Annotated in this window: 21 protein-coding genes and 1 pseudogene; all 22 read left to right on the top strand. The window is 46.1% G+C overall.

Annotation, left to right across the window (positions count from 1 at the left end; genetic code table 11):
• Positions 1 to 7 precede the first annotated feature (7 nt).
• The 22 genes and pseudogenes from fliG to flhF all read left to right on the top strand — a co-directional run bounded on the left by fliG (position 8) and on the right by flhF (position 18546).
• Positions 8 to 1024: a flagellar motor switch protein FliG gene (gene fliG, locus CVD19_RS07235; protein WP_101581183.1), complete on the top strand. Its 1017-nt coding sequence runs from the start codon at positions 8 to 10 to the stop codon at positions 1022 to 1024.
• The gene (gene fliH / locus CVD19_RS07230; RefSeq protein WP_101581182.1) at positions 1008 to 1781 is read left to right on the top strand and encodes a flagellar assembly protein FliH; all 774 of its coding nucleotides are present in this window, start codon (positions 1008 to 1010) and stop codon (positions 1779 to 1781) included. The genes fliG and fliH overlap by 17 nt, the downstream gene beginning before the upstream one ends.
• Complete coding sequence (gene fliI, locus CVD19_RS07225) at positions 1778 to 3091, top strand: flagellar protein export ATPase FliI (protein ID WP_101581181.1); 1314 nt, start codon at positions 1778 to 1780, stop codon at positions 3089 to 3091. Before fliH ends, fliI begins: the two co-directional genes overlap by 4 nt.
• 4 nt (positions 3092 to 3095) lie before the next feature.
• Positions 3096 to 3539 (top strand): flagellar export protein FliJ, encoded by a 444-nt coding sequence (gene fliJ, locus CVD19_RS07220; protein WP_101581180.1) that lies wholly within the window; start codon positions 3096 to 3098, stop codon positions 3537 to 3539.
• Between the two features lie 8 nt (positions 3540 to 3547).
• The gene (locus tag CVD19_RS07215) at positions 3548 to 4156 is read left to right on the top strand and encodes a MotE family protein (RefSeq protein ID WP_101581179.1); all 609 of its coding nucleotides are present in this window, start codon (positions 3548 to 3550) and stop codon (positions 4154 to 4156) included.
• Positions 4157 to 4202: 46 nt separating this feature from the next.
• Entirely contained in the window at positions 4203 to 5495 is a 1293-nt protein-coding gene (locus CVD19_RS07210) for a flagellar hook-length control protein FliK (RefSeq protein WP_101581178.1), read from the top strand.
• A gap of 9 nt (positions 5496 to 5504) precedes the next feature.
• Positions 5505 to 6143, top strand: a complete 639-nt coding sequence (flgD, locus tag CVD19_RS07205; RefSeq protein ID WP_101581177.1) for a flagellar hook assembly protein FlgD — start codon at positions 5505 to 5507, stop codon at positions 6141 to 6143.
• 17 nt (positions 6144 to 6160) lie between these two features.
• Entirely contained in the window at positions 6161 to 6550 is a 390-nt protein-coding gene (locus CVD19_RS07200) for a TIGR02530 family flagellar biosynthesis protein (protein WP_101581176.1), read from the top strand.
• 79 nt (positions 6551 to 6629) lie between these two features.
• Positions 6630 to 7391 (top strand): annotated as a pseudogene (locus CVD19_RS26045) (flagellar hook-basal body complex protein); the annotation flags it as partial.
• A gap of 195 nt (positions 7392 to 7586) precedes the next feature.
• Positions 7587 to 8459 (top strand): flagellar hook-basal body complex protein, encoded by an 873-nt coding sequence (locus CVD19_RS26040; protein ID WP_101581631.1) that lies wholly within the window; start codon positions 7587 to 7589, stop codon positions 8457 to 8459.
• Positions 8460 to 8511: 52 nt separating this feature from the next.
• Entirely contained in the window at positions 8512 to 8733 is a 222-nt protein-coding gene (locus CVD19_RS07185) for a flagellar FlbD family protein (RefSeq protein WP_101581630.1), read from the top strand.
• Entirely contained in the window at positions 8723 to 9151 is a 429-nt protein-coding gene (fliL, locus tag CVD19_RS07180; protein ID WP_101581175.1) for a flagellar basal body-associated protein FliL, read from the top strand. The genes CVD19_RS07185 and fliL overlap by 11 nt, the downstream gene beginning before the upstream one ends.
• A gap of 46 nt (positions 9152 to 9197) precedes the next feature.
• A complete protein-coding gene (gene fliM, locus CVD19_RS07175) occupies positions 9198 to 10199 on the top strand; it encodes a flagellar motor switch protein FliM (protein WP_101581174.1) in 1002 nt (333 codons plus the stop codon).
• Positions 10186 to 11415: a flagellar motor switch phosphatase FliY gene (fliY, locus tag CVD19_RS07170; protein WP_101581629.1), complete on the top strand. Its 1230-nt coding sequence runs from the start codon at positions 10186 to 10188 to the stop codon at positions 11413 to 11415. The genes fliM and fliY overlap by 14 nt, the downstream gene beginning before the upstream one ends.
• A gap of 17 nt (positions 11416 to 11432) precedes the next feature.
• Positions 11433 to 11795, top strand: a complete 363-nt coding sequence (locus tag CVD19_RS07165) for a response regulator (RefSeq protein ID WP_101581173.1) — start codon at positions 11433 to 11435, stop codon at positions 11793 to 11795.
• A gap of 20 nt (positions 11796 to 11815) precedes the next feature.
• On the top strand, positions 11816 to 12496 hold the full coding sequence (locus CVD19_RS07160; RefSeq protein ID WP_257985054.1) for a flagellar biosynthetic protein FliO: 681 nt from the start codon (positions 11816 to 11818) through the stop codon (positions 12494 to 12496).
• Positions 12489 to 13154, top strand: a complete 666-nt coding sequence (gene fliP, locus CVD19_RS07155; RefSeq protein WP_101581171.1) for a flagellar type III secretion system pore protein FliP — start codon at positions 12489 to 12491, stop codon at positions 13152 to 13154. The genes CVD19_RS07160 and fliP overlap by 8 nt, the downstream gene beginning before the upstream one ends.
• A 14-nt stretch (positions 13155 to 13168) precedes the next feature.
• Positions 13169 to 13438 (top strand): flagellar biosynthesis protein FliQ, encoded by a 270-nt coding sequence (gene fliQ / locus CVD19_RS07150; protein ID WP_101581170.1) that lies wholly within the window; start codon positions 13169 to 13171, stop codon positions 13436 to 13438.
• 2 nt (positions 13439 to 13440) lie between these two features.
• Positions 13441 to 14217 carry a flagellar biosynthetic protein FliR gene (fliR, locus tag CVD19_RS07145; protein ID WP_101581628.1) on the top strand — a complete coding sequence of 259 codons (777 nt, stop codon included), beginning with the start codon at positions 13441 to 13443 and terminating at the stop codon, positions 14215 to 14217.
• Positions 14218 to 15303: a flagellar biosynthesis protein FlhB gene (gene flhB, locus CVD19_RS07140; protein ID WP_101581169.1), complete on the top strand. Its 1086-nt coding sequence runs from the start codon at positions 14218 to 14220 to the stop codon at positions 15301 to 15303.
• Between the two features lie 49 nt (positions 15304 to 15352).
• Complete coding sequence (gene flhA, locus CVD19_RS07135; RefSeq protein WP_101581168.1) at positions 15353 to 17389, top strand: flagellar biosynthesis protein FlhA; 2037 nt, start codon at positions 15353 to 15355, stop codon at positions 17387 to 17389.
• On the top strand, positions 17386 to 18546 hold the full coding sequence (gene flhF / locus CVD19_RS07130) for a flagellar biosynthesis protein FlhF (RefSeq protein WP_101581167.1): 1161 nt from the start codon (positions 17386 to 17388) through the stop codon (positions 18544 to 18546). Before flhA ends, flhF begins: the two co-directional genes overlap by 4 nt.

The following is an 18546-nucleotide window of genomic DNA, read 5'->3' as shown; positions in this document are numbered from 1 at the left end:
GGAGAAAATGGCCAAAAACGACTCAAAACAATTAACTGGAAAGCAAAAGGCAGCGATCCTCCTCATATCGCTCGGACCGGATGTCTCAGCCTCTGTATATAAGCATTTAAGTGAAGAAGAAATTGAGAAATTGACTCTTGAAATATCAGGTGTGAAAAAAGTAGATTCAACATCAAAAGAAGAGATACTGGAAGAATTCCATAATATTGCACTGGCGCAGGACTATATTGCCCAGGGAGGGATCGGCTACGCGAAGACCGTCCTTGAAAAAGCGCTTGGCCCGGACCAGGCAGCAGTAATCATCAACAGGCTTACATCCTCCTTGCAGGTAAGGCCATTTGATTTCGCACGTAAAGCCGACCCGGCGCAGATATTAAATTTTATCCAGAATGAACACCCGCAAACAATTGCACTGATTCTTTCATATCTCGATTCCGCACAGGCAGGCCAGATTTTATCCGAGCTGCCCCAGGAAATGCAGGCCGATGTCGCCAGGAGGATTGCGGTCATGGACAGCACCTCCCCGGAAATTATCAATGAAGTAGAACAAATCCTTGAAAGAAAGCTGTCTGCGACTGTTACCCAGGATTATACGCAGACAGGGGGAATCGAAGCGGTTGTTGAAGTGCTGAACGGAGTTGACAGGGCGACAGAACGAACCATTCTCGACGCCCTTGAAATACAGGATCCGGAGCTTGCAGAAGAGATCAAGAAAAGAATGTTTGTCTTTGAGGACATTGTCACCCTTGATAACCGGGCGATCCAGCGGGTCATCCGCGATTGTGAAAATGATGACCTCAAGCTTGCCCTCAAAGTTTCAAGCGATGAAGTCAAGGAAATTGTCTTTAAAAATATGTCGACACGCATGGCCGAAACATTCAAGGATGAAATGGAATACATGGGTCCTGTCCGTCTTCGTGATGTAGAAGAAGCCCAAACACGGATCGTGACAGTAATCCGGCGCCTTGAAGAATCAGGCGAAATCGTCGTAGCCCGCGGCGGGGGAGATGATATCATTGTCTAGGCTGTTTAAATCACAGTCGGCATACCCGGAACAGGCGGAGAAAAGAGTGATTTCCATCCGCATGTTCGAGCAATCAGGAGAACCGGACGAACCGCCAGTTTTTGTCCATACAGAAAACGAAAAAAGGGAAATTCTTGAGCAGGCAGCCAGAAATGCCGAAAAAATGGTTTCAGAAGCTGTTCGTGAGGCTGAACAGATCAGGCTGAACATACAGGAAGAGAAACAGGCCTGGGAACAAGAGAAATCAAGGCTGGCCAGCGAGGCAGAGGGCCGGGGATTTGAAAAAGGAGTCCTCGAAGGGCGAAAACAGGGGTACAGTGAGTATCAGGCGACGATCCAGCAAGCAAGGGAAGTTGTTGAGTCGGCAAAAAAGGATTATCACGATCATATTGAAGCGTCTGAGAAAACAATACTTCAGCTTGGGCTGAAGGTCGCAGAACGGATCCTGGGCAAAAGGATTAAGGAACATGGGGAGGATTTTTTATCCCTCGTAAAACGGGCATTGAAGGATGCCAGGGAATACAGGGACATCCAGCTTCATGTCCATCCGGTGCATTACGGCTTCCTGCTTTCGCAAAAAGAAGAGCTCTCAGCCGTATTTCCTAAAGAAACGGATTTCTATATTTTCCCTGACGATGACCTGTCTGAGGGGGACTGCATTATTGAGTCCATTAACGGCAGGATTGATGCCAGCGTTGATAGCCAGCTTCAAGAAATCAAAGAGAAGCTGTTGGAAATGTTGGAGAGTGAATCATGAAAGCTGCAGATTTAATACAACGGGTTGATTTAATTGATTCCTTCAAGCGCTATGGAAGAGTGAAACGCGTTGTCGGCTTGATGGTTGAATCCCAGGGTCCGGAAAGCTCAGTCGGAGATGTCTGCTATATACATGTCGGCGGCAGGAATAAACGGATGATCCGCGCTGAAGTGGTAGGGTTCAGCGGAGAGAATGTCATCCTGATGCCTTATACGACGATGAGTGAGATTGCCCCGGGAAGCCTTGTCGAAACAACGATGAAACCACTTGAGGTAAAAGTGGGGCAAGGACTGATCGGGAAGGTCATCGATTCACTGGGGATGCCCCTTGACGATTCAGCGCTGCCGGGGGGGCTGACTTCTGTCCCAACAGAACAGGATCCGCCAAATCCTTTAAGCAGGCCGCCCATTTCTGAACCTATTGAAGTGGGAGTCCGCATGATCGACAGTTTGCTGACAGTGGGGAACGGTCAGCGGGTTGGGATCTTTGCGGGGAGCGGCGTTGGCAAGAGCACGCTTATGGGCATGATTGCAAGGAATACAACGGCTGATTTGAATGTGATCGGACTGATTGGGGAGCGAGGCCGAGAGGTAAGGGAATTTATCGAAAAAGACCTCGGCCCGGAGGGTTTACAAAGATCTATCGTTGTAGTGTCAACCTCCGACCAGCCCGCGCTTATGCGGATCAAAGGGGCTTATACAGCAACCGCGATTGCAGAGTACTTCCGTGACAAAGGCCTCAACGTCATGCTGATGATGGACTCGGTGACAAGGGTGGCAATGGCCCAGCGTGAAGTCGGGCTCGCAGTAGGCGAACCTCCGACAACAAAAGGGTACACACCTTCAGTATTCGCCTTGTTGTCAAGGCTGCTGGAGCGGACAGGGACAAATCAATTCGGTTCGATCACATCCTTTTACACGGTCCTGGTTGATGGAGACGACATGAATGAACCAATCGCAGATACAGTCCGGGGGATTCTTGACGGCCACTTCGTATTGGACCGGAGTCTTGCAAACAAAGGCCAATACCCTGCGGTAAATGTGCTGAAAAGCATCAGCCGCGTCATGAACAACATCGTCAGCCCTGAGCATCAGAAATCAGCTGAAAGATTGAGAGATTTGCTCAGCACTTATATAGATTCAGAAGACTTGATCAACATCGGCGCGTATAAACGGGGAAGCTCGCCCGAAATTGATGAAGCCATCAGCCAGTATCAGCAGATCATCTCGTTTTTAAAGCAGGGGACGCATGACAAAGTTTCGATGGCGGAAAGCATACAAAGCCTTTTGCAACTAATAGATAAAGGATGATTATATGGTCTACCAATATAAATTCGAAAAAATCCTGACCCTCCGTTCCAGGGAAAAAGACGAGGCCCAGGCCGTCTATCAGGACACCGTCCGTAAATTCGAAGATGCGGCTGAACACCTTTATCGACTGCTTAAAAAAAAGGAAGACATGGAATCATTCCAGTCCGAACGGCTGCAGAAAGGACTTCCCGTCCAGGAAATCCGCCATCATCAGCAGTTTATCGGAAATCTTCAAAAAACGATCGAGCACTACCAGCAAATGGTCATCAACGCCCGAAACCGGATGAATTATCAGCAGGTTCAGCTGATGGAGAAAAATATTGAAGTAAAGAAATATGAAAAAATCAGAGAAAAAGATTTCCATCAATATATAGCCAACGAGAAATATGAAGAAGGCAAGATGATGGATGAAATCTCGATCCAGCAGTATATGAACCGTGGAAATTAGGTGATTTTATGCAAAAGGACTTAGAGGAAATAAAAGACAAGCCCCAGAGCAAGCTGCAATGGTTTCTGATCGTTATCCTGATCCCTTCATTGTTTGCGATAACCGTGGCCTTGATAGTCCTGACATTTGCAGGGGTCAACGTGTTTGAGAAAGCGAACGACATCGGGGCAAAAATTCCATTTGTTTCAGGACTAATGAAGGGTGAAAAGAAAGAGTCAGTTAAAGAATACGAAAAACAAATTGCCGGCCTCGAAGCTGAAATGAAGGACCGGGAAGCGAAAATAGAGCAGCTGCAAAAAAAAATTGACAACAACGGCAAAGATATCGAGCGCGTTCAACTCGAAAAGCAACAGCTTGAAGCGCAAATTGATGAATTGACCGCGATACAAGAGGAAAATAAACGGGCCTTTAAGGATATAGTGCGCACCTATGAATCTATGTCGCCGAAGAGTGCGGCACCGATCATTGCCAAAATGACGGATGAAGAGGCACTTAAAATCCTGACAAACATAAAGGCAGATACACTTGCTGCAATCATGGAAAAAATGACTCCTGAAGAAGCAGCAAAATATACGGAAATGCTGACAAACGAAACTGAAGATCAGCAATTGCCCTAGTCTGACAAAATCTGCCCCGCATCTATGAAAGGAGGTGAAAATATAATTGGAAATCGGAGGATTAGGTTTAATAAATACTACCATCGCCGCCGCAACAACCGGCAAATCCCAGGCAAATAGCGGTGAGGGTTTTGCGGATGTTTTAAACAGCCCGAATAGCTTTGTCGGTGTTTTTACCGCCTTGTTAAACAATCCTGCAGTCAATAACGAAATGATAGGCAGCCAGGAAGAGGCGACCGGCCTTTCCCATCACGAACTCGGCCAGCTGGCAGAGCTGCTGGACACTGGCGACCTTATAGCGCTTGAAGGCGGCGGAGCCCTGCTGGATGCAGCGTTGTCAGGTGCAGAGCCTGATTTGTTGAAAGCATCATTTGCCTATTTCGGTGTAACTGACGAGCAGATGGAAGCGATTATGGCAGATTTATTAAAGATGGATGTTACGGCACAGGAAGCAGCAGCCGACAGCAACAGTGAACAGGAAATCATGGATGCTATCGCTGTGTTGCTGACAGGCATTCTTAACCTTCCAACTGACCAGTTCAAGCTGGCAATGGATAAAAAAACCGTTGATACGGTGAAAGTGGCCAAGCTGTTTGATTTAATGTTAACGCAGAAGGACTCGTTTAATGACAGTCATGCAAGCCTTAAAAACCTTATCAGTGAACTTGCCGAAAAAGTCACCAATTTGGTAAAGGAGACTCAAAAGCCAGCCTATAGCGAATTTATCCAAAATAAATTTACCCAGCTTGCCGCCGAGTTAAACATGCCTGCATCAAAAAAAATCGTTTTTCAGGAAGTTAATCAAACTACTGAACCAAAACAGCCCGTGAAACTGGAAGGTTTGGCAGGCCAAACCCTGTTCATTCCCCAGATGTCAAAGGCTGAACAGATGGTGCTGACAATGACCAATGGCGAAAAGGCGGTTTCGTCCGAGCAGTTGATCAAGCAATTCGAGTCCATCCTGGCAAAATCGCAGTTTTCTAACACGGGAGGGTCACAAAAGCTGTTCATCAAGCTGTTTCCAGAGCATTTGGGCGGGATAAGGATTGAACTGGTCCAGTCAGGAACGGTGATGTCGGCAAGGATCCTCACCATGACGGGTGCTGCAAAGGAAACACTTGAAGCTCAATTGAATGGCCTTAAACAAGCTTTTACAGCCCAGAATATTACAGTTGACAGAATTGAAATTTCCCAGCAGCCATCCCAGCAGGAGAGGTATTTAAACAGGGACAGCCAGCAGCACCAAAGACAGGAACAGCAGCAGGAAAAGGAAAATAAAAAACAAAGCAATGAATCCGGGCTTTCGTTTGCGGAAGCACTGATCAATACAGAAGTATAGGAGATTAATATGGCAAATACGATCGATTCTTCTTACTTGCTAACGAATTACCAAAAAGAGCGCAAGACCGGTTCAGACATACTGGGGAAGGATGATTTCTTAAAAATCCTGATGACCCAGCTTAAAAATCAGGATCCGCTGAACCCGATGCAGGATAAGGATTTCGTTGCCCAAATGGCTACATTTTCTACCCTTGAACAAATCACCAATATGGGAAGCTCAATTGAGAAGCTTGTAAAGGTTCAAGAGCAAAACAATTTAACCACTTACACTCCGTTTGTAGGAAAAGAAGTTACATGGCATACAATCAGCCAGCCGGAAGACGGCAGCGGCAAGCCGGTAATAACGGAAGGCGCGGGCAAGGTGGCATCAATCCAGTTTAATGACGGAAATGTGAAATTCATTTTGGAAGATGGGACAGAACTTGAGCCAGGAAACATCTCGCAAATAAATGACTCCCCTGGCCAGAACCAGATCCTTCAGGCCAGCATGCTGATTGGCAGGACCATCAGTTATTTGGATTCAGAGAAGAATGAAAAAACAGCCGCAGTATTATCGGTTTCGTTCAAGAATGGGAAAACAGAATTCCAGCTGAACGATGAACACAAAACGGCCATTGGCCCGGCACAGATCATAAAAATTCAGTAAGTTAAGGTAGTGGTTGCATGGATAAAGCGAATTTTCGCCCGATTCAATCGCAGCACGCAGCTTCACAGCCTTTGCGCACAGCTGTAAGTAAAAAGCCGGTGCACAGCCCGTTCTCGCTACAATTGCAATCTGCCCTCCAGGAAGGCAATAAGCTGACCATAAGCAAACATGCAACGGCCAGGCTCGAACAACGGGGAATCCATATTGATGACACCCGCTGGGGACAGATTGAGAAAAAAGTGGAAGAAGCGAAAAAAATGGGAGTGAAAGATTCACTCGTGCTGTTGAGGGATGCAGCGTTAATTGTCAGTGCGAAAAACAATACAGTCATAACGGCAATGGATCGGAAAGAGGCTTCTGCTCAAATTTTTACGAATATCAATGGAACGATTGTGTTAGAAAATTAACCTGGCTGGACCTGGACAAGGAGGCCGAGGGCTTGCGGACTGAAAGAAGCAGCCCATAATCGAAAGGAGTAATGGAAAAATGCTTCGCTCAATGTACTCAGGAATAAGCGGTATGAAAAACTTCCAGACAAAACTGGATGTAATAGGAAACAATATCGCCAATGTCAATACTTACGGCTACAAAAAAGGCCGTGTAACATTTAAGGATGCCATGAACCAAACAATGGCAGGTGCTACTGCAGCACAGGCAAATCGCGGAGGGAAAAACCCTATGCAGGTGGGGCTTGGCTCGACATTGGCAACCATCGATACAATACATACTGGATCAAGCTTGCAGACAACAGGGCGCACACTTGACCTTGGGATTGATGGGGACGGATATTTTGTCGTTAGCCAAGGTGACGCTGAGTTTTATACAAGGGCCGGAAATTTCTATTTGGATGACAACGGCTCATTGGTCAATTCAGATGGCTTAAAAGTTCAGGCTTTTAAATATGATAACGCCGGGAATCTGACAAATGAATATGGCGATGTAACGGTAAATGTCAACGCAGTATTACCGCCTGTCACTACAACAGGAATTGTCTTCTCCGAGAATTTGGCTGCCAATGCCAATCTCGGAGCGATCCACTCACAGCAAATTAAGGTGGTAGACGAACAAGGCATTCAGAGAACGGCTACGGTTTATTTTAAAAAGGTATCTGAAAATAACTGGGGCATTTTCGCCAACAAAACCCCGATGCCTGCATCAGCATCAGCAACAGGCGGACTGAAAATTACAAAGCCGGATGCTTATACAGGTACTGCAGTTGATCAGGACTGGACAATATCTTACAGCAATCCAACAGTTACTCCACCTGCAGTGGCCAATCCTAAGTACCAATTAACTAAAAATGGCACAACAGTCGATCTAACTTTAGATCCTGATACAGGAAAATTAACTTCACCTGATCTCGAAGGCTTGGAACTGGATGTTTCAGGTTTTGCAAAGGAATCATCTGCTGTTCCAAAGCAAACAGCTGGATCATCTGGAAATATGAAGGTTACTGACCCTACCACATATACCGGTACTGCTGATTCAACATGGACTGTAACATACAATGTGGATCCAAGCGCAACACCGGCAGTTCCGCCAACCTATACTCTTGTTAAAAGTTCCGGTGGTACAACAACTTCAACAACTCTTCCATTTGCAGGAGGAAAAGAAATAGTTGATGGTATTGAGCTGGATCTTTCCGGTCTTACATTGGCAAACAATGACAAATGGACGATCAATGTAAAAGCAAAGAACCCGCAAGATGGTGATGAGTGGACAGTCAACGTAAATGCGGCTACCCAGCCGGACGAAACACTGACATTCGTTAATGGCAGAATTCCACAAGCTTCTTCAAAAATAACAATGAATCTGCCAATTCCATCTGGATACAACAACGATCCTGCCACAATAGCGGATGAAAGCAAGAAAATACTAGCGGGAATCGAGTTCGATTTCACTGCGCTTACACAGAATGAAGGAACTCTAACTGCTTTAGGAAATCCTAACGGAAATACCGAAGGTAAGCTTGAAAGCTTTAACATAGGCGCAGGCGGTGAAATCAGCGGTGTGTATTCAAATGGATTGATCGGGGCATTGGGACAGCTTGCAATTGCGAAATTCAGCAATAGTTCAGGTTTAACAAAGGCGGCAGGAAATCTATTCCAGGAATCAATCAACTCTGGAACAGCTGATATTTCTATCGGTGGCGACGGCCGCGGGACTATTGCTTCCGGTTCACTGGAAATGTCAAACGTAGACCTGTCTGAAGAGTTCACCGAAATGATTACTGCACAGCGTGGTTTTCAGGCGAATACCAGAATCATAACGACTTCTGATGAAATTCTGCAGGAGCTTGTCAACCTGAAAAGATAGATAAGGAAGGAGCAGGGCTAAAGGCTGCAAGCTTTTAGCCCCTGTGAATAAATTGATAAACGTTACGCGATTAAACGGAAAATCATTTTTAATCAATGCCATTTACATAGAAACAGTCGAATCCTTTCCTGACACGACGATAACATTGACTAATGGCAAAAAATTTATCGTGAAGGAATCAGAAATACAAGTGTGTCAATTGGTGAAAGAATTCTATCAATCTGTCAGCCTTATTGGAAGACAATTGCTGGAGGAAAAAGAAGATGAAGAATAATAAACTTGTCATGACTATGCTAATCCTTCTTGTTGCGATCACGCTTGTCGGGGCGGTTGCCCTCGTGGTGGTCCTGAAGGTTTCGGGTGAGGAGAAGCCAAAAGGACCGACGATAGATGAAGTTCTGGAGTCATCGGTTGATATCCCGGAAATTACAACAAACCTGGCATCGGATGACTTTATCCGCATTTCATTCAAAATTCAAACCGACAGCAAAAAGGCAAAAGAGGAACTGGAAAAAAGAGACTTCCAGGTTCGTAATATTATCATCCATGAACTGTCAGAGAAAAAAACAGAAGATTTGCAGGCTAGTCAAGGGAAAGCAAGCCTGGAGGAAGCCTTGAAAGGGAAGCTCAACGCCCTGATGCAGGAAGGAAAAGTTGAAAAGGTCTATATTACCGGATCTCTCCTCCAATAAAGAGTAACCATGAATCTTAATACACGCATGTTATGGAGGTGAGACAATGTCGGGAGAAGTTTTATCCCAGAGTGAAATTGATGCCTTGCTGTCAGCTTTGTCAACAGGAGAAATGGACGCTGACGAGCTAAAAAAAGAGGAGTCCGAGAAGCGGGTCAAAGTCTATGATTTTAGGAGGGCGCTCCGGTTTTCAAAAGACCAGATACGAAGCCTCACGCGAATCCATGAAAATTTTGCCAGGCAGCTTACAACATTTTTCTCGGCCCAGCTGAGGACTTACATCCAAATTAATGTGGCATCAGCTGATCAAATTCCATACGAAGAATTTATCAGGTCAATACCAAAAATGACGATCCTGAATGTTTTCGATGTTCCGCCGCTTGAGGGAAGCATCCTGATGGAAGTCAACCCGAATGTGGCATACGCCATGATGGACCGCCTCCTTGGGGGCAAAGGAGACAGCCATAACAATGTTGAAAACCTGACTGAAATCGAGACAAAAATCATGTCCAATATGTTTGAACGGTCATTTGAAAATTTCAGGGAAGCATGGGCGACTGTCGCTGAGATTGAACCTCAGCTTACAGAATTTGAAGTCAATCCGCAGTTCCTGCAAATGGTGTCACCGAATGAAACGGTTGTCGTTATTTCTTTAAATATCACGATTGGTGAAACAAGTGGAATGATGAATATTTGCATACCGCATGTCGTCCTTGAACCTATCATCCCAAAACTGTCAGTCAGGTATTGGATGCAGTCTGAGAAGAAAGAAAGCCTGCCGGCGGAAAACCTGGAGCTTCAAAAGGAAATTCACAAGGCGGAAGTCCCTGTTATTGCTGAACTTGGCACATCGGAAATATCAATCCAGGACTTCTTGATGCTTGATGCGGGGGATGTCATCGAATTGAACCAGCAAATCCACGAGCCGTTGACGATAAAAATTGGCGAAATTCCTAAATTTGTTGGCCAGCCAGGTAAAATGAACAAAAAAATAGCCATTCAAGTGCTTGATACACTGAAGGGGGAACACGATGATGGTGAGCGATGACATGCTCTCACAAGATGAAATAGATGCTTTACTAAGAGGCACACAGGATGACGAGGATGAAACAGGCCTCAACGTGGAAGAGTATGTCTCTCTTATTGAACAGGATGCCCTGGGCGAAATCGGGAATATTTCATTTGGCAGTTCAGCGACAGCGCTATCCACGTTATTAAACCAGAAAGTAGAAATCACGACACCGACTATTTCAGTCGTCGAGAAATCAAAGCTTCAAGAAGAGTTTCCTGATCCGTATGTGGCTGTTCAGGTTCATTACACTGAAGGGTTCTCAGGCAGCAACATGCTTGTCATTCAGCAAAATGACGCAGCAATCATCGCTGATTTGATGCTTGGCGGGGACGGGCTTAACCCTAAGGACCTCATGGACGAAATCCAGCTGAGTGCTGTCCAGGAAGCAATGAACCAGATGATGGGTTCAGCCGCAACTTCAATGTCAACTGTCTTCAGCAAACGGGTCGATATTTCACCGCCTTCGATCGACTTACTGAACGTAAACGAAGGGGAAGGAACTGACAGTATTCCAGATGAGGATATTCTTGTAAAAATATCGTTTTCTTTGAAGATTGGCAATCTCATAGATTCTAGTATTATGCAGCTGTTGCCGGTTAAATTTGCGAGAAGTCTTGTAAATGAACTGATGAATCCGTCCCAGGCCGTTGAAGTTAAACCGGAAGCCGCCAAAACGAGCGGGCCAGAAATGCCAGCCCCAGGCGGTGCTGCGAGTGCACAATCGAGCCAGGGACAGCAGCAAAGGGAAGTAAACCACCAGCAGACAGCCCAGATGGCCCAGCCAGCAAGCCAAGGCTGGCAGGAACCGGTAAATGCCGGAATCCCTGCAGGCCCACAGCATTTCGGCGCTCATCAGCCAGCTGGAGTACAGGCCAATATTCAGCCGGCTATGTTTTCAAGTTTTGATTCACACCAGCCGCAGCAAGTTGAAGCTAAAAATCTGGACATGCTGCTTGACATTCCACTTCAGGTGACTGTAGAGCTTGGAAGGACGAAACGGTCAGTAAAAGAAATACTCGAATTGTCAGCGGGATCGATCATTGAGCTCGATAAACTTGCGGGAGAACCGGTCGACATTCTTGTGAATAACCGCTTAATAGCCACTGGCGAAGTAGTTGTCATCGATGAAAACTTTGGTGTCAGGCTTACCGATATAATCAGCCAGAGCGATCGATTAAAAAAACTTAGATAGGACACGGGGGAATATTTATGGCAAACAAAATATTAGTTGTAGATGATGCAGCTTTCATGCGAATGATGATTAAAGATATTTTGACCAAGAACGGTTTTGATGTGGTGGGAGAGGCTGCCGATGGTGCCCAGGCTTTAGAAATGTACAAGGAGCTTCAGCCGGATCTTGTGACAATGGATATTACAATGCCTGAAATGGATGGCATCACTTCACTGAAGGAAATTAAAAAGGTCAATGCAAACGCAAAAGTGATCATGTGCTCGGCGATGGGCCAGCAGGCAATGGTAATAGACGCCATCCAGGCAGGGGCAAAGGATTTCATCGTTAAGCCGTTCCAGGCTGACCGGGTAATAGAAGCCATTTCCAAGGCGTTAGGATAATAAAGAAAGAACATTAGAGGGTGCGGCAATTGCTAAGATTAGTAAGAATGGCCAGCATGTTGCTTATAATGATTGCTGCTCTCGCGGGCCCGCAAAGTTGGGCAGGCGCAGAGCAGCTAAATAAAAGTGTGAAGGATTATTACGAAAATCCGAAAGCAAACAGTGACAGCAAGGCCGATTCAGAAACGAAACAGGATACCGAAAAAGGCCAGGAAAGTGCTAAAGTGGGTGTCACGGCCTGGGACTTTATCAAGATGATCCTCGCGACCGCGTTCGTGGCAGGACTTCTATATTTCCTGCTCAGGTTCATCAACAAAAAAAGCATTTCATATAAAAGCTCCCAGTTAGTTGAAAACCTTGGGGGCACCAGTCTCGGCGGAAACAGGTCAGTCCAGGTAATTAAGGCAGGAAGCCGCCTCCTGGTCGTGGGAGTGGGCGAGAATATCCAGCTGCTCACGGAAATTGACGATCCGGATGAATACCGCCAAGTCCTCGAAGACTACAACAGCAAAATGGAACAGCTTGTCCAGCCAAGCGATATTGTGACAAAGATATTGAGAAGAACAAACATAAAAAGCTCCGGGGCAGAAGACAGCAAGCCGTTCGGGGCGATGCTGAAAACACAACTGGATGAAATTGCAACAGGTAGAAAACAGCTGTTTGAAGAGCTTGAAAAGAAAGGGCCTCACCACAATGAATGAATTTATGGAGTTTTTTAACAGCAGTTCGCCGGAAAATGTATCGACATCCGTCAAGCTGATGCTGCTCTTGACTGTTCTTTCCCTGGCCCCCAGCATCTTGATTTTGATGACAAGCTTTACGAGGATCATCATTGTTCTTTCCTTTGTCAGAACGGCGCTTGCTACCCAGCAAATGCCGCCGAACCAGGTGATAGTCGGGCTCTCCCTGTTTTTAACTTTTTTCATCATGGCACCGACTTTTCAGGAAGTGAATGAGCAGGCCCTGACCCCGCTTTTTAATGAGGAAATCAACCTGGAACAGGCCTATGAAAAAGCAGCACTGCCTTTTAAGGAATTTATGAGTGCCCATACGAGGCAAAAGGATCTGGCACTTTTTCTTGAATATTCAAAAGCAGACCGTCCGGAATCCATTAATGATATTCCGCTGACCGCTTTAGTGCCTGCGTATGCCATTAGTGAGATAAAAACTGCATTTCAAATTGGATTTATGATCTTTATTCCATTTTTAGTGATCGACATGGTCGTGGCCAGTGTCCTGATGTCAATGGGGATGATGATGCTGCCGCCAGTTATGATTTCTCTCCCGTTCAAAATTTTGTTATTCGTGCTGGTAGATGGCTGGTATCTTGTAGTGAAATCTTTATTACAAAGTTTTTAAGTTAGGTGATTCATGTGACGACAGAAACAGTGATTTCAATAGCTGAACGGGGAATCTACATGGTTCTCATGATTTCAGGCCCATTGCTCGTCCTGGCACTGGTTGTCGGGCTGATTGTAAGTATCTTTCAGGCTACAACACAAATCCAGGAGCAGACGCTCGCTTTTATTCCGAAGATTGTCGCCGTCCTGCTCGGGATCGTGTTCTTTGGGCCGTGGATGCTCAGTCATATGCTTTCCTATACAACTGAGATATTCTCTGACCTTACGAGATTCGTAGGATGAGCATCGCAGAATTTTTTCCTGCTTTTCCGGCATTCCTGTTGATTTTTGTCAGGGTTACATCGTTTTTTTTAATGATGCCGCTTTTTTCGTACAGGACCATACCGTCTTCTCATAAAATAGGAATCGGATTTTTCCTGGCTGTCATCATGTATTCTGCGGTCGAAGCACCTGAGCTAGAAATAGACGGGGCTTATTATCTTCTTATCATGAAAGAGGCACTTGTCGGGGTAATGATCGGTTTTATCGCCCATCTGGTGATATCCGCAATCCAGATAGCCGGGGGCTTTATCGACTTCCAGATGGGGTTTGCAATAGCAAACGTGATCGATCCCCAGACAGGGGCGCAAAGCCCGTTGACGGGGCAATATTTATATACCATCGCACTGTTGTTTTTATTGGCAGTTAACGGACATCACTTGCTTTTGGACGGCATTTTTTACAGCTATCAATTTGTTCCGATCGACCAGGTGTGGCTTCCTTTCGGCAGTAAAAACATGGCAGAGTTTGTGATTGAAACCTTCAATTCCATGTTTATCATTGCTTTTCAGATGTCAGTGCCGGTTGTCGGCTGCCTGTTTCTTGTCGATGTGGCGCTAGGGATTGTTGCGAGGACGGTTCCGCAGCTAAATATTTTCGTGGTAGGCCTTCCGGTAAAAATTGCGGTGAGTTTTATCGTGCTGATTGCCGTCATGGGGGTCATGATGTACGTGGCAGGCGAACTGTTTTCTTCCATGTTCACTGCAATGCGCGGATTGCTGGAGCTGATGGGAGGGGCATAAGTGAAATTAATCAAGCTTGACCTGCAGTTGTTTGCAGGTGAAAAAACTGAAAAGGCAACCCCGAAAAAACGGCAGGATTCCCGAAAAAAAGGCCAGGTTGCTAAAAGCCAGGACGTCAATACTGCTGTTGTGCTCCTTGCGGTATTTCTTTTTCTATTGTTTTTCGGAAAGACACTGTTTAACCATCTATCAGATTTACTGCGCCATTCGCTTCAGGAATACATGCATATGGACCTTACCGAGAACAGTGTTCATGTGGTCATGCTGGAAATTCTGCAGGACCTGGCATTGTTCCTGGGGCCGGTCATGCTTGTGGCGATGGTTGCCGGGGTTGTAGCCAATTACTTTCAGGTTGGATTTTTATTTTCCACAGAAGCGATTCAGATGAAATTGGAAAAAATCAATCCCATCAGCGGCTTTAAAAGGATTTTTTCGATGAGGGCAGTTGTGGAACTGCTTAAATCGATTTTAAAAATCGCGTTTGTCGGTGCGGTCACTTTCACAGTGCTCTGGACAAGGATTGACGAAATCTTGACTCTGGCCCAGAAATCAGCGGGTGCAACCATTGCTGTCCTGGCCAGCCTGACGGTTCAAATGGGCCTGTACGCTTCCGGTGCTTTGCTTTTTCTGTCGATGCTGGATTATCTCTATCAAAAGTATGATTTTGAGAAAAGTATCCGTATGTCAAAGCAGGATATCAAGGATGAATATAAAAATTCTGAAGGGGATCCGCTGATTAAATCGAAGATCAAGCAAAGACAGCGGGAGATGGCAATGAGGAGAATGATGCAGGAAGTTCCGAAGGCGGATGTGGTCATCACGAACCCAACTCATTATGCTATCGCTCTCAAGTATGACGAACTGAAGTCGGATGCGCCGTTTGTCGTTGCAAAAGGGGTCGATTTCGTCGCCCAAAAAATCAAGCTGATCGCGAAAGAAAATGAAGTCATTACAGTGGAAAACAGGCCGCTTGCCAGGTCGTTATACAGCCAGGCAGAAATCGGAGATGCCATACCAGAAGAATTTTTCAAGGCAGTGGCAGAAATCCTTGCCTATGTATACAGGACGAAAAATAAAGTTTTATAGTGGAAATTCCTCAGTTTTATTTTTCCGCTCAAGTTAGGGGAGAAACAGTATGTCAGCTAGAGATTTATCGGTATTGCTAAGCGTTATTTTAATTGTGGCCATGTTAATCATTCCGTTTCCGACATGGCTGTTGAGCCTGCTCATCATGGTCAATATTTCACTGGCGCTTTTAGTGCTGTTAACAACCATGAATATGACTGAGCCGCTCCAATTTTCCGTGTTTCCATCGCTGCTGCTCCTGCTCACCCTTTTCCGGCTTGGGCTGAATGTGTCAACTACAAGATCTATCCTTTCCACTGGCGAGGCAGGCGGAGTTGTCCATACATTCGGGACTTTCGTTGTCGGCGGCAATGTTGTTGTCGGTTTGGTCGTGTTTGTCATCCTGATCATTATCCAGTTCATCGTCATTACCAAAGGGTCGGAACGGGTCTCCGAGGTTGCTGCCCGCTTCACGCTAGATGCGATGCCCGGAAAACAGATGAGCATTGATGCCGATCTGAACGCCGGAATGATTTCCGAGAATGAAGCCCGCGAACGCCGAGAAAAAGTAAGCCGTGAAGCCGATTTCTACGGGGCAATGGACGGTGCCAGCAAATTCGTAAAAGGCGATGCCATTGCGGGAATCATTATCGTTCTTATAAATCTCATTGTAGGGATTATCATCGGGATGATGCAGCTGGATATGAGCTTCGCTGATGCTGCCAACCATTTCTCGCTTCTGACGGTAGGTGACGGCATTGTCAGCCAGGTGCCTGCATTGCTGATCTCCACCGCAACAGGTATCGTGGTTACCAGGGCGGCATCGGATGGCAACTTGGGACAGGACATCACTTCCCAGTTGTTCGCCTTTCCAAAAATGATGTATGTTGCGGCAGGAACGATCTTTTTGCTCGGCTTGTTTACACCGATCAATGATTTGCTGACAATGGCAATTGCGGGAATGCTTGGTGCCGGAGGATTCGCCCTCTCAAGGATTCCGGAACCGGATAAGAACGAACTTCTGGAACTCGAGGAGGAGATCCAGATGGATGAGATGAAGAGTCCTGAAAGTGTTGTTAACTTATTGAATGTCGACCCAATTGAATTTGAATTTGGCTACGGACTGATTCCGCTTGCAGACGCGAACCAGGGCGGGGACCTTCTCGACAGGATTGTCATGATCAGAAGGCAGCTTGCAATTGAACTTGGGCTTGTCATCCCGGTAGTCAGGATCAGGGACAATATCCAGCTGCAGCCGAACGAATATCGTTTAAAGATTAAGGGAAATGAAATGGCAAGGGGAGAGGTTCTACTAGATCATTACCTTGCGATGAGTCCTGGAGTGGAGGATGAGTCAATTGAGGGGATCGATACGATTGAGCCGTCTTTCGGCCTGCCGGCAAAGTGGATTACCGAAGAAATGAAGGAACAGGCCGAAGTTTTCGGTTATACGGTCGTGGACCCTCCATCTGTTGTGTCCACACATATAACTGAAATGATCAAGGCAAACGCTCATGAGCTGTTGGGAAGGCAGGAAACGAAACAGCTGATCGACCATTTGAAGGAAAGCTATCCGATATTGGTCGAGGAAGTGACGCCAAATCCACTGTCAGTCGGGGATGTCCAAAAAGTGCTTGCCAAGCTGCTTAAAGAGAATGTATCGATCCGCAACTTGCCGATCATTTTCGAAACGCTGGCCGATTTTGGCAAGGTGACTTCAGATACAGACGTACTGGCTGAATATGTACGCCAGGCACTTGCCCGCCAGATTACGAACCAATATTCAAGGCCGGGGGATACGCTGAAAGTGGTGACTGTTTCCGGACGTGTCGAAAAGCTGATTGCCGACGGGGTGCAGCAGACTGAACACGGGAACTATCTGTCTCTCGATCCATCTGTCTCCCAGGGCATATTGGAATCAGTGGCTTCCCAGGTTGAACAGCTGTCATTGATGGAGCAGACTCCTGTGGTCCTTTGCTCCCCGGCAGTGAGGATGTACGTGCGGCAGCTGACCGACAGATACTTTCCACAAATTCCTATTTTATCTTATAACGAACTTGAAGCTAACGTAGAAGTTCAAAGTGTCGGGGTGGTGAACGTAGATTGAAAATCAAAAAATATTCAGCTTCCTCAATGTCCGAAGCTATGAAACATATCCGTGCCGAGCTTGGAACCGAAGCAGTCATATTAAATTCAAGAACGATCCAGTCAGGAGGCTTTCTTGGCTTTTTCCGCAAAAGCCATATAGAGGTGATAGCGGCTGTCGATCCTCAATCCTCGGCAGGAATGAAGCAGGAACTTAAAGAGAAAGTACCTCGCCTGCCATCTGCGAAGGCTGTCAAAGAAACAGCCCAGCCAGTGGATGCGGGCACTTCCTTAAATCCAGCCCAGCCGCCTGAGTGGCTGAAGGAGATCAGTGAACTAAAAAAGCTGTTAACCTCTGTACCACATGGCAGCACTTCAGCTGTACCTTATCCAGGACCAGTGAAAATGGCAGCTCATTTACTTGAAAGCCAGGAAATAGACGCTATCATCAGGGAGGAACTTCTGGGGGTACTGATGGAAAAATGGTATACCACCGGAGCGGATGCGAGTTCAGCCGAAGTAATAACTTGGTTAAAAGACGCTGTAAATGAACGGATGTCCAACTTTCCATCAGGCGGGATTTCATTTACAAGGAAATTTGTCAATGTCGTTGGCCCGACGGGTGTCGGAAAAACAACCACGCTTGCAAAGCTCGCGGCTGACTGTGTCCTGAAGCACAAGAAAAAAGTAGCATTCATTACGACAGACACCTATCGGATTGCAGCCATTGACCAGCTAAAAACATACGCGAAAATTTTGGATATCCCGCTGGAAGTCTGTTACAACCTGGAAGATTTTAAAAATGCAGCCGACCGTTTCATAGAATATGATGTTGTTCTAATCGATACTGCCGGAAGAAATTTCCGTAACAGAAAGTACGTGGAGGACCTGAAAACAGTGATTGATTATGACGGTGAGATGGAAACGTTTCTAGTACTCTCACTTACGTCTAAACAAAAGGATATGGAAGAGATTTTCAGGCAATTCTCATTGATCCACATTGACAGGTTTATTTTTACGAAGACCGACGAAACATCCATTTACGGGTCAATGCTCAATATGTCTGAAAAATTTTCGACAGGGATTGCCTACCTGACGAATGGGCAGGATGTCCCTGATGACCTGATCGAGGCTGAACCACGGGTAATTGCCAATACTTTGACCGGGGTATTTGATTGA

This window comes from Bacillus sp. T33-2, assembly GCF_002860205.1.
Lineage (GTDB): Bacteria > Bacillota > Bacilli > Bacillales > Cytobacillaceae > T33-2.
This window is presented reverse-complemented; position numbering and strand designations above follow the sequence as displayed.

Bases quoted from the DNA above. Each gene is read 5' to 3' on its own strand.
- fliG (WP_101581183.1), top strand. From the start codon at position 8: ATGGCCAAAAACGACTCAAAACAATTAACTGGAAAGCAAAAGGCAGCG.
- fliH (WP_101581182.1), top strand. From the start codon at position 1,008: ATGATATCATTGTCTAGGCTGTTTAAATCACAGTCGGCATACCCGGAA.
- fliI (WP_101581181.1), top strand. From the start codon at position 1,778: ATGAAAGCTGCAGATTTAATACAACGGGTTGATTTAATTGATTCCTTC.
- fliJ (WP_101581180.1), top strand. From the start codon at position 3,096: ATGGTCTACCAATATAAATTCGAAAAAATCCTGACCCTCCGTTCCAGG.
- CVD19_RS07215 (WP_101581179.1), top strand. From the start codon at position 3,548: ATGCAAAAGGACTTAGAGGAAATAAAAGACAAGCCCCAGAGCAAGCTG.
- flgD (WP_101581177.1), top strand. From the start codon at position 5,505: ATGGCAAATACGATCGATTCTTCTTACTTGCTAACGAATTACCAAAAA.
- CVD19_RS07200 (WP_101581176.1), top strand. From the start codon at position 6,161: ATGGATAAAGCGAATTTTCGCCCGATTCAATCGCAGCACGCAGCTTCA.
- CVD19_RS26040 (WP_101581631.1), top strand. From the start codon at position 7,587: ATGAAGGTTACTGACCCTACCACATATACCGGTACTGCTGATTCAACA.
- fliL (WP_101581175.1), top strand. From the start codon at position 8,723: ATGAAGAATAATAAACTTGTCATGACTATGCTAATCCTTCTTGTTGCG.
- fliM (WP_101581174.1), top strand. From the start codon at position 9,198: ATGTCGGGAGAAGTTTTATCCCAGAGTGAAATTGATGCCTTGCTGTCA.
- fliY (WP_101581629.1), top strand. From the start codon at position 10,186: ATGGTGAGCGATGACATGCTCTCACAAGATGAAATAGATGCTTTACTA.
- CVD19_RS07165 (WP_101581173.1), top strand. From the start codon at position 11,433: ATGGCAAACAAAATATTAGTTGTAGATGATGCAGCTTTCATGCGAATG.
- fliP (WP_101581171.1), top strand. From the start codon at position 12,489: ATGAATGAATTTATGGAGTTTTTTAACAGCAGTTCGCCGGAAAATGTA.
- flhA (WP_101581168.1), top strand. From the start codon at position 15,353: ATGTCAGCTAGAGATTTATCGGTATTGCTAAGCGTTATTTTAATTGTG.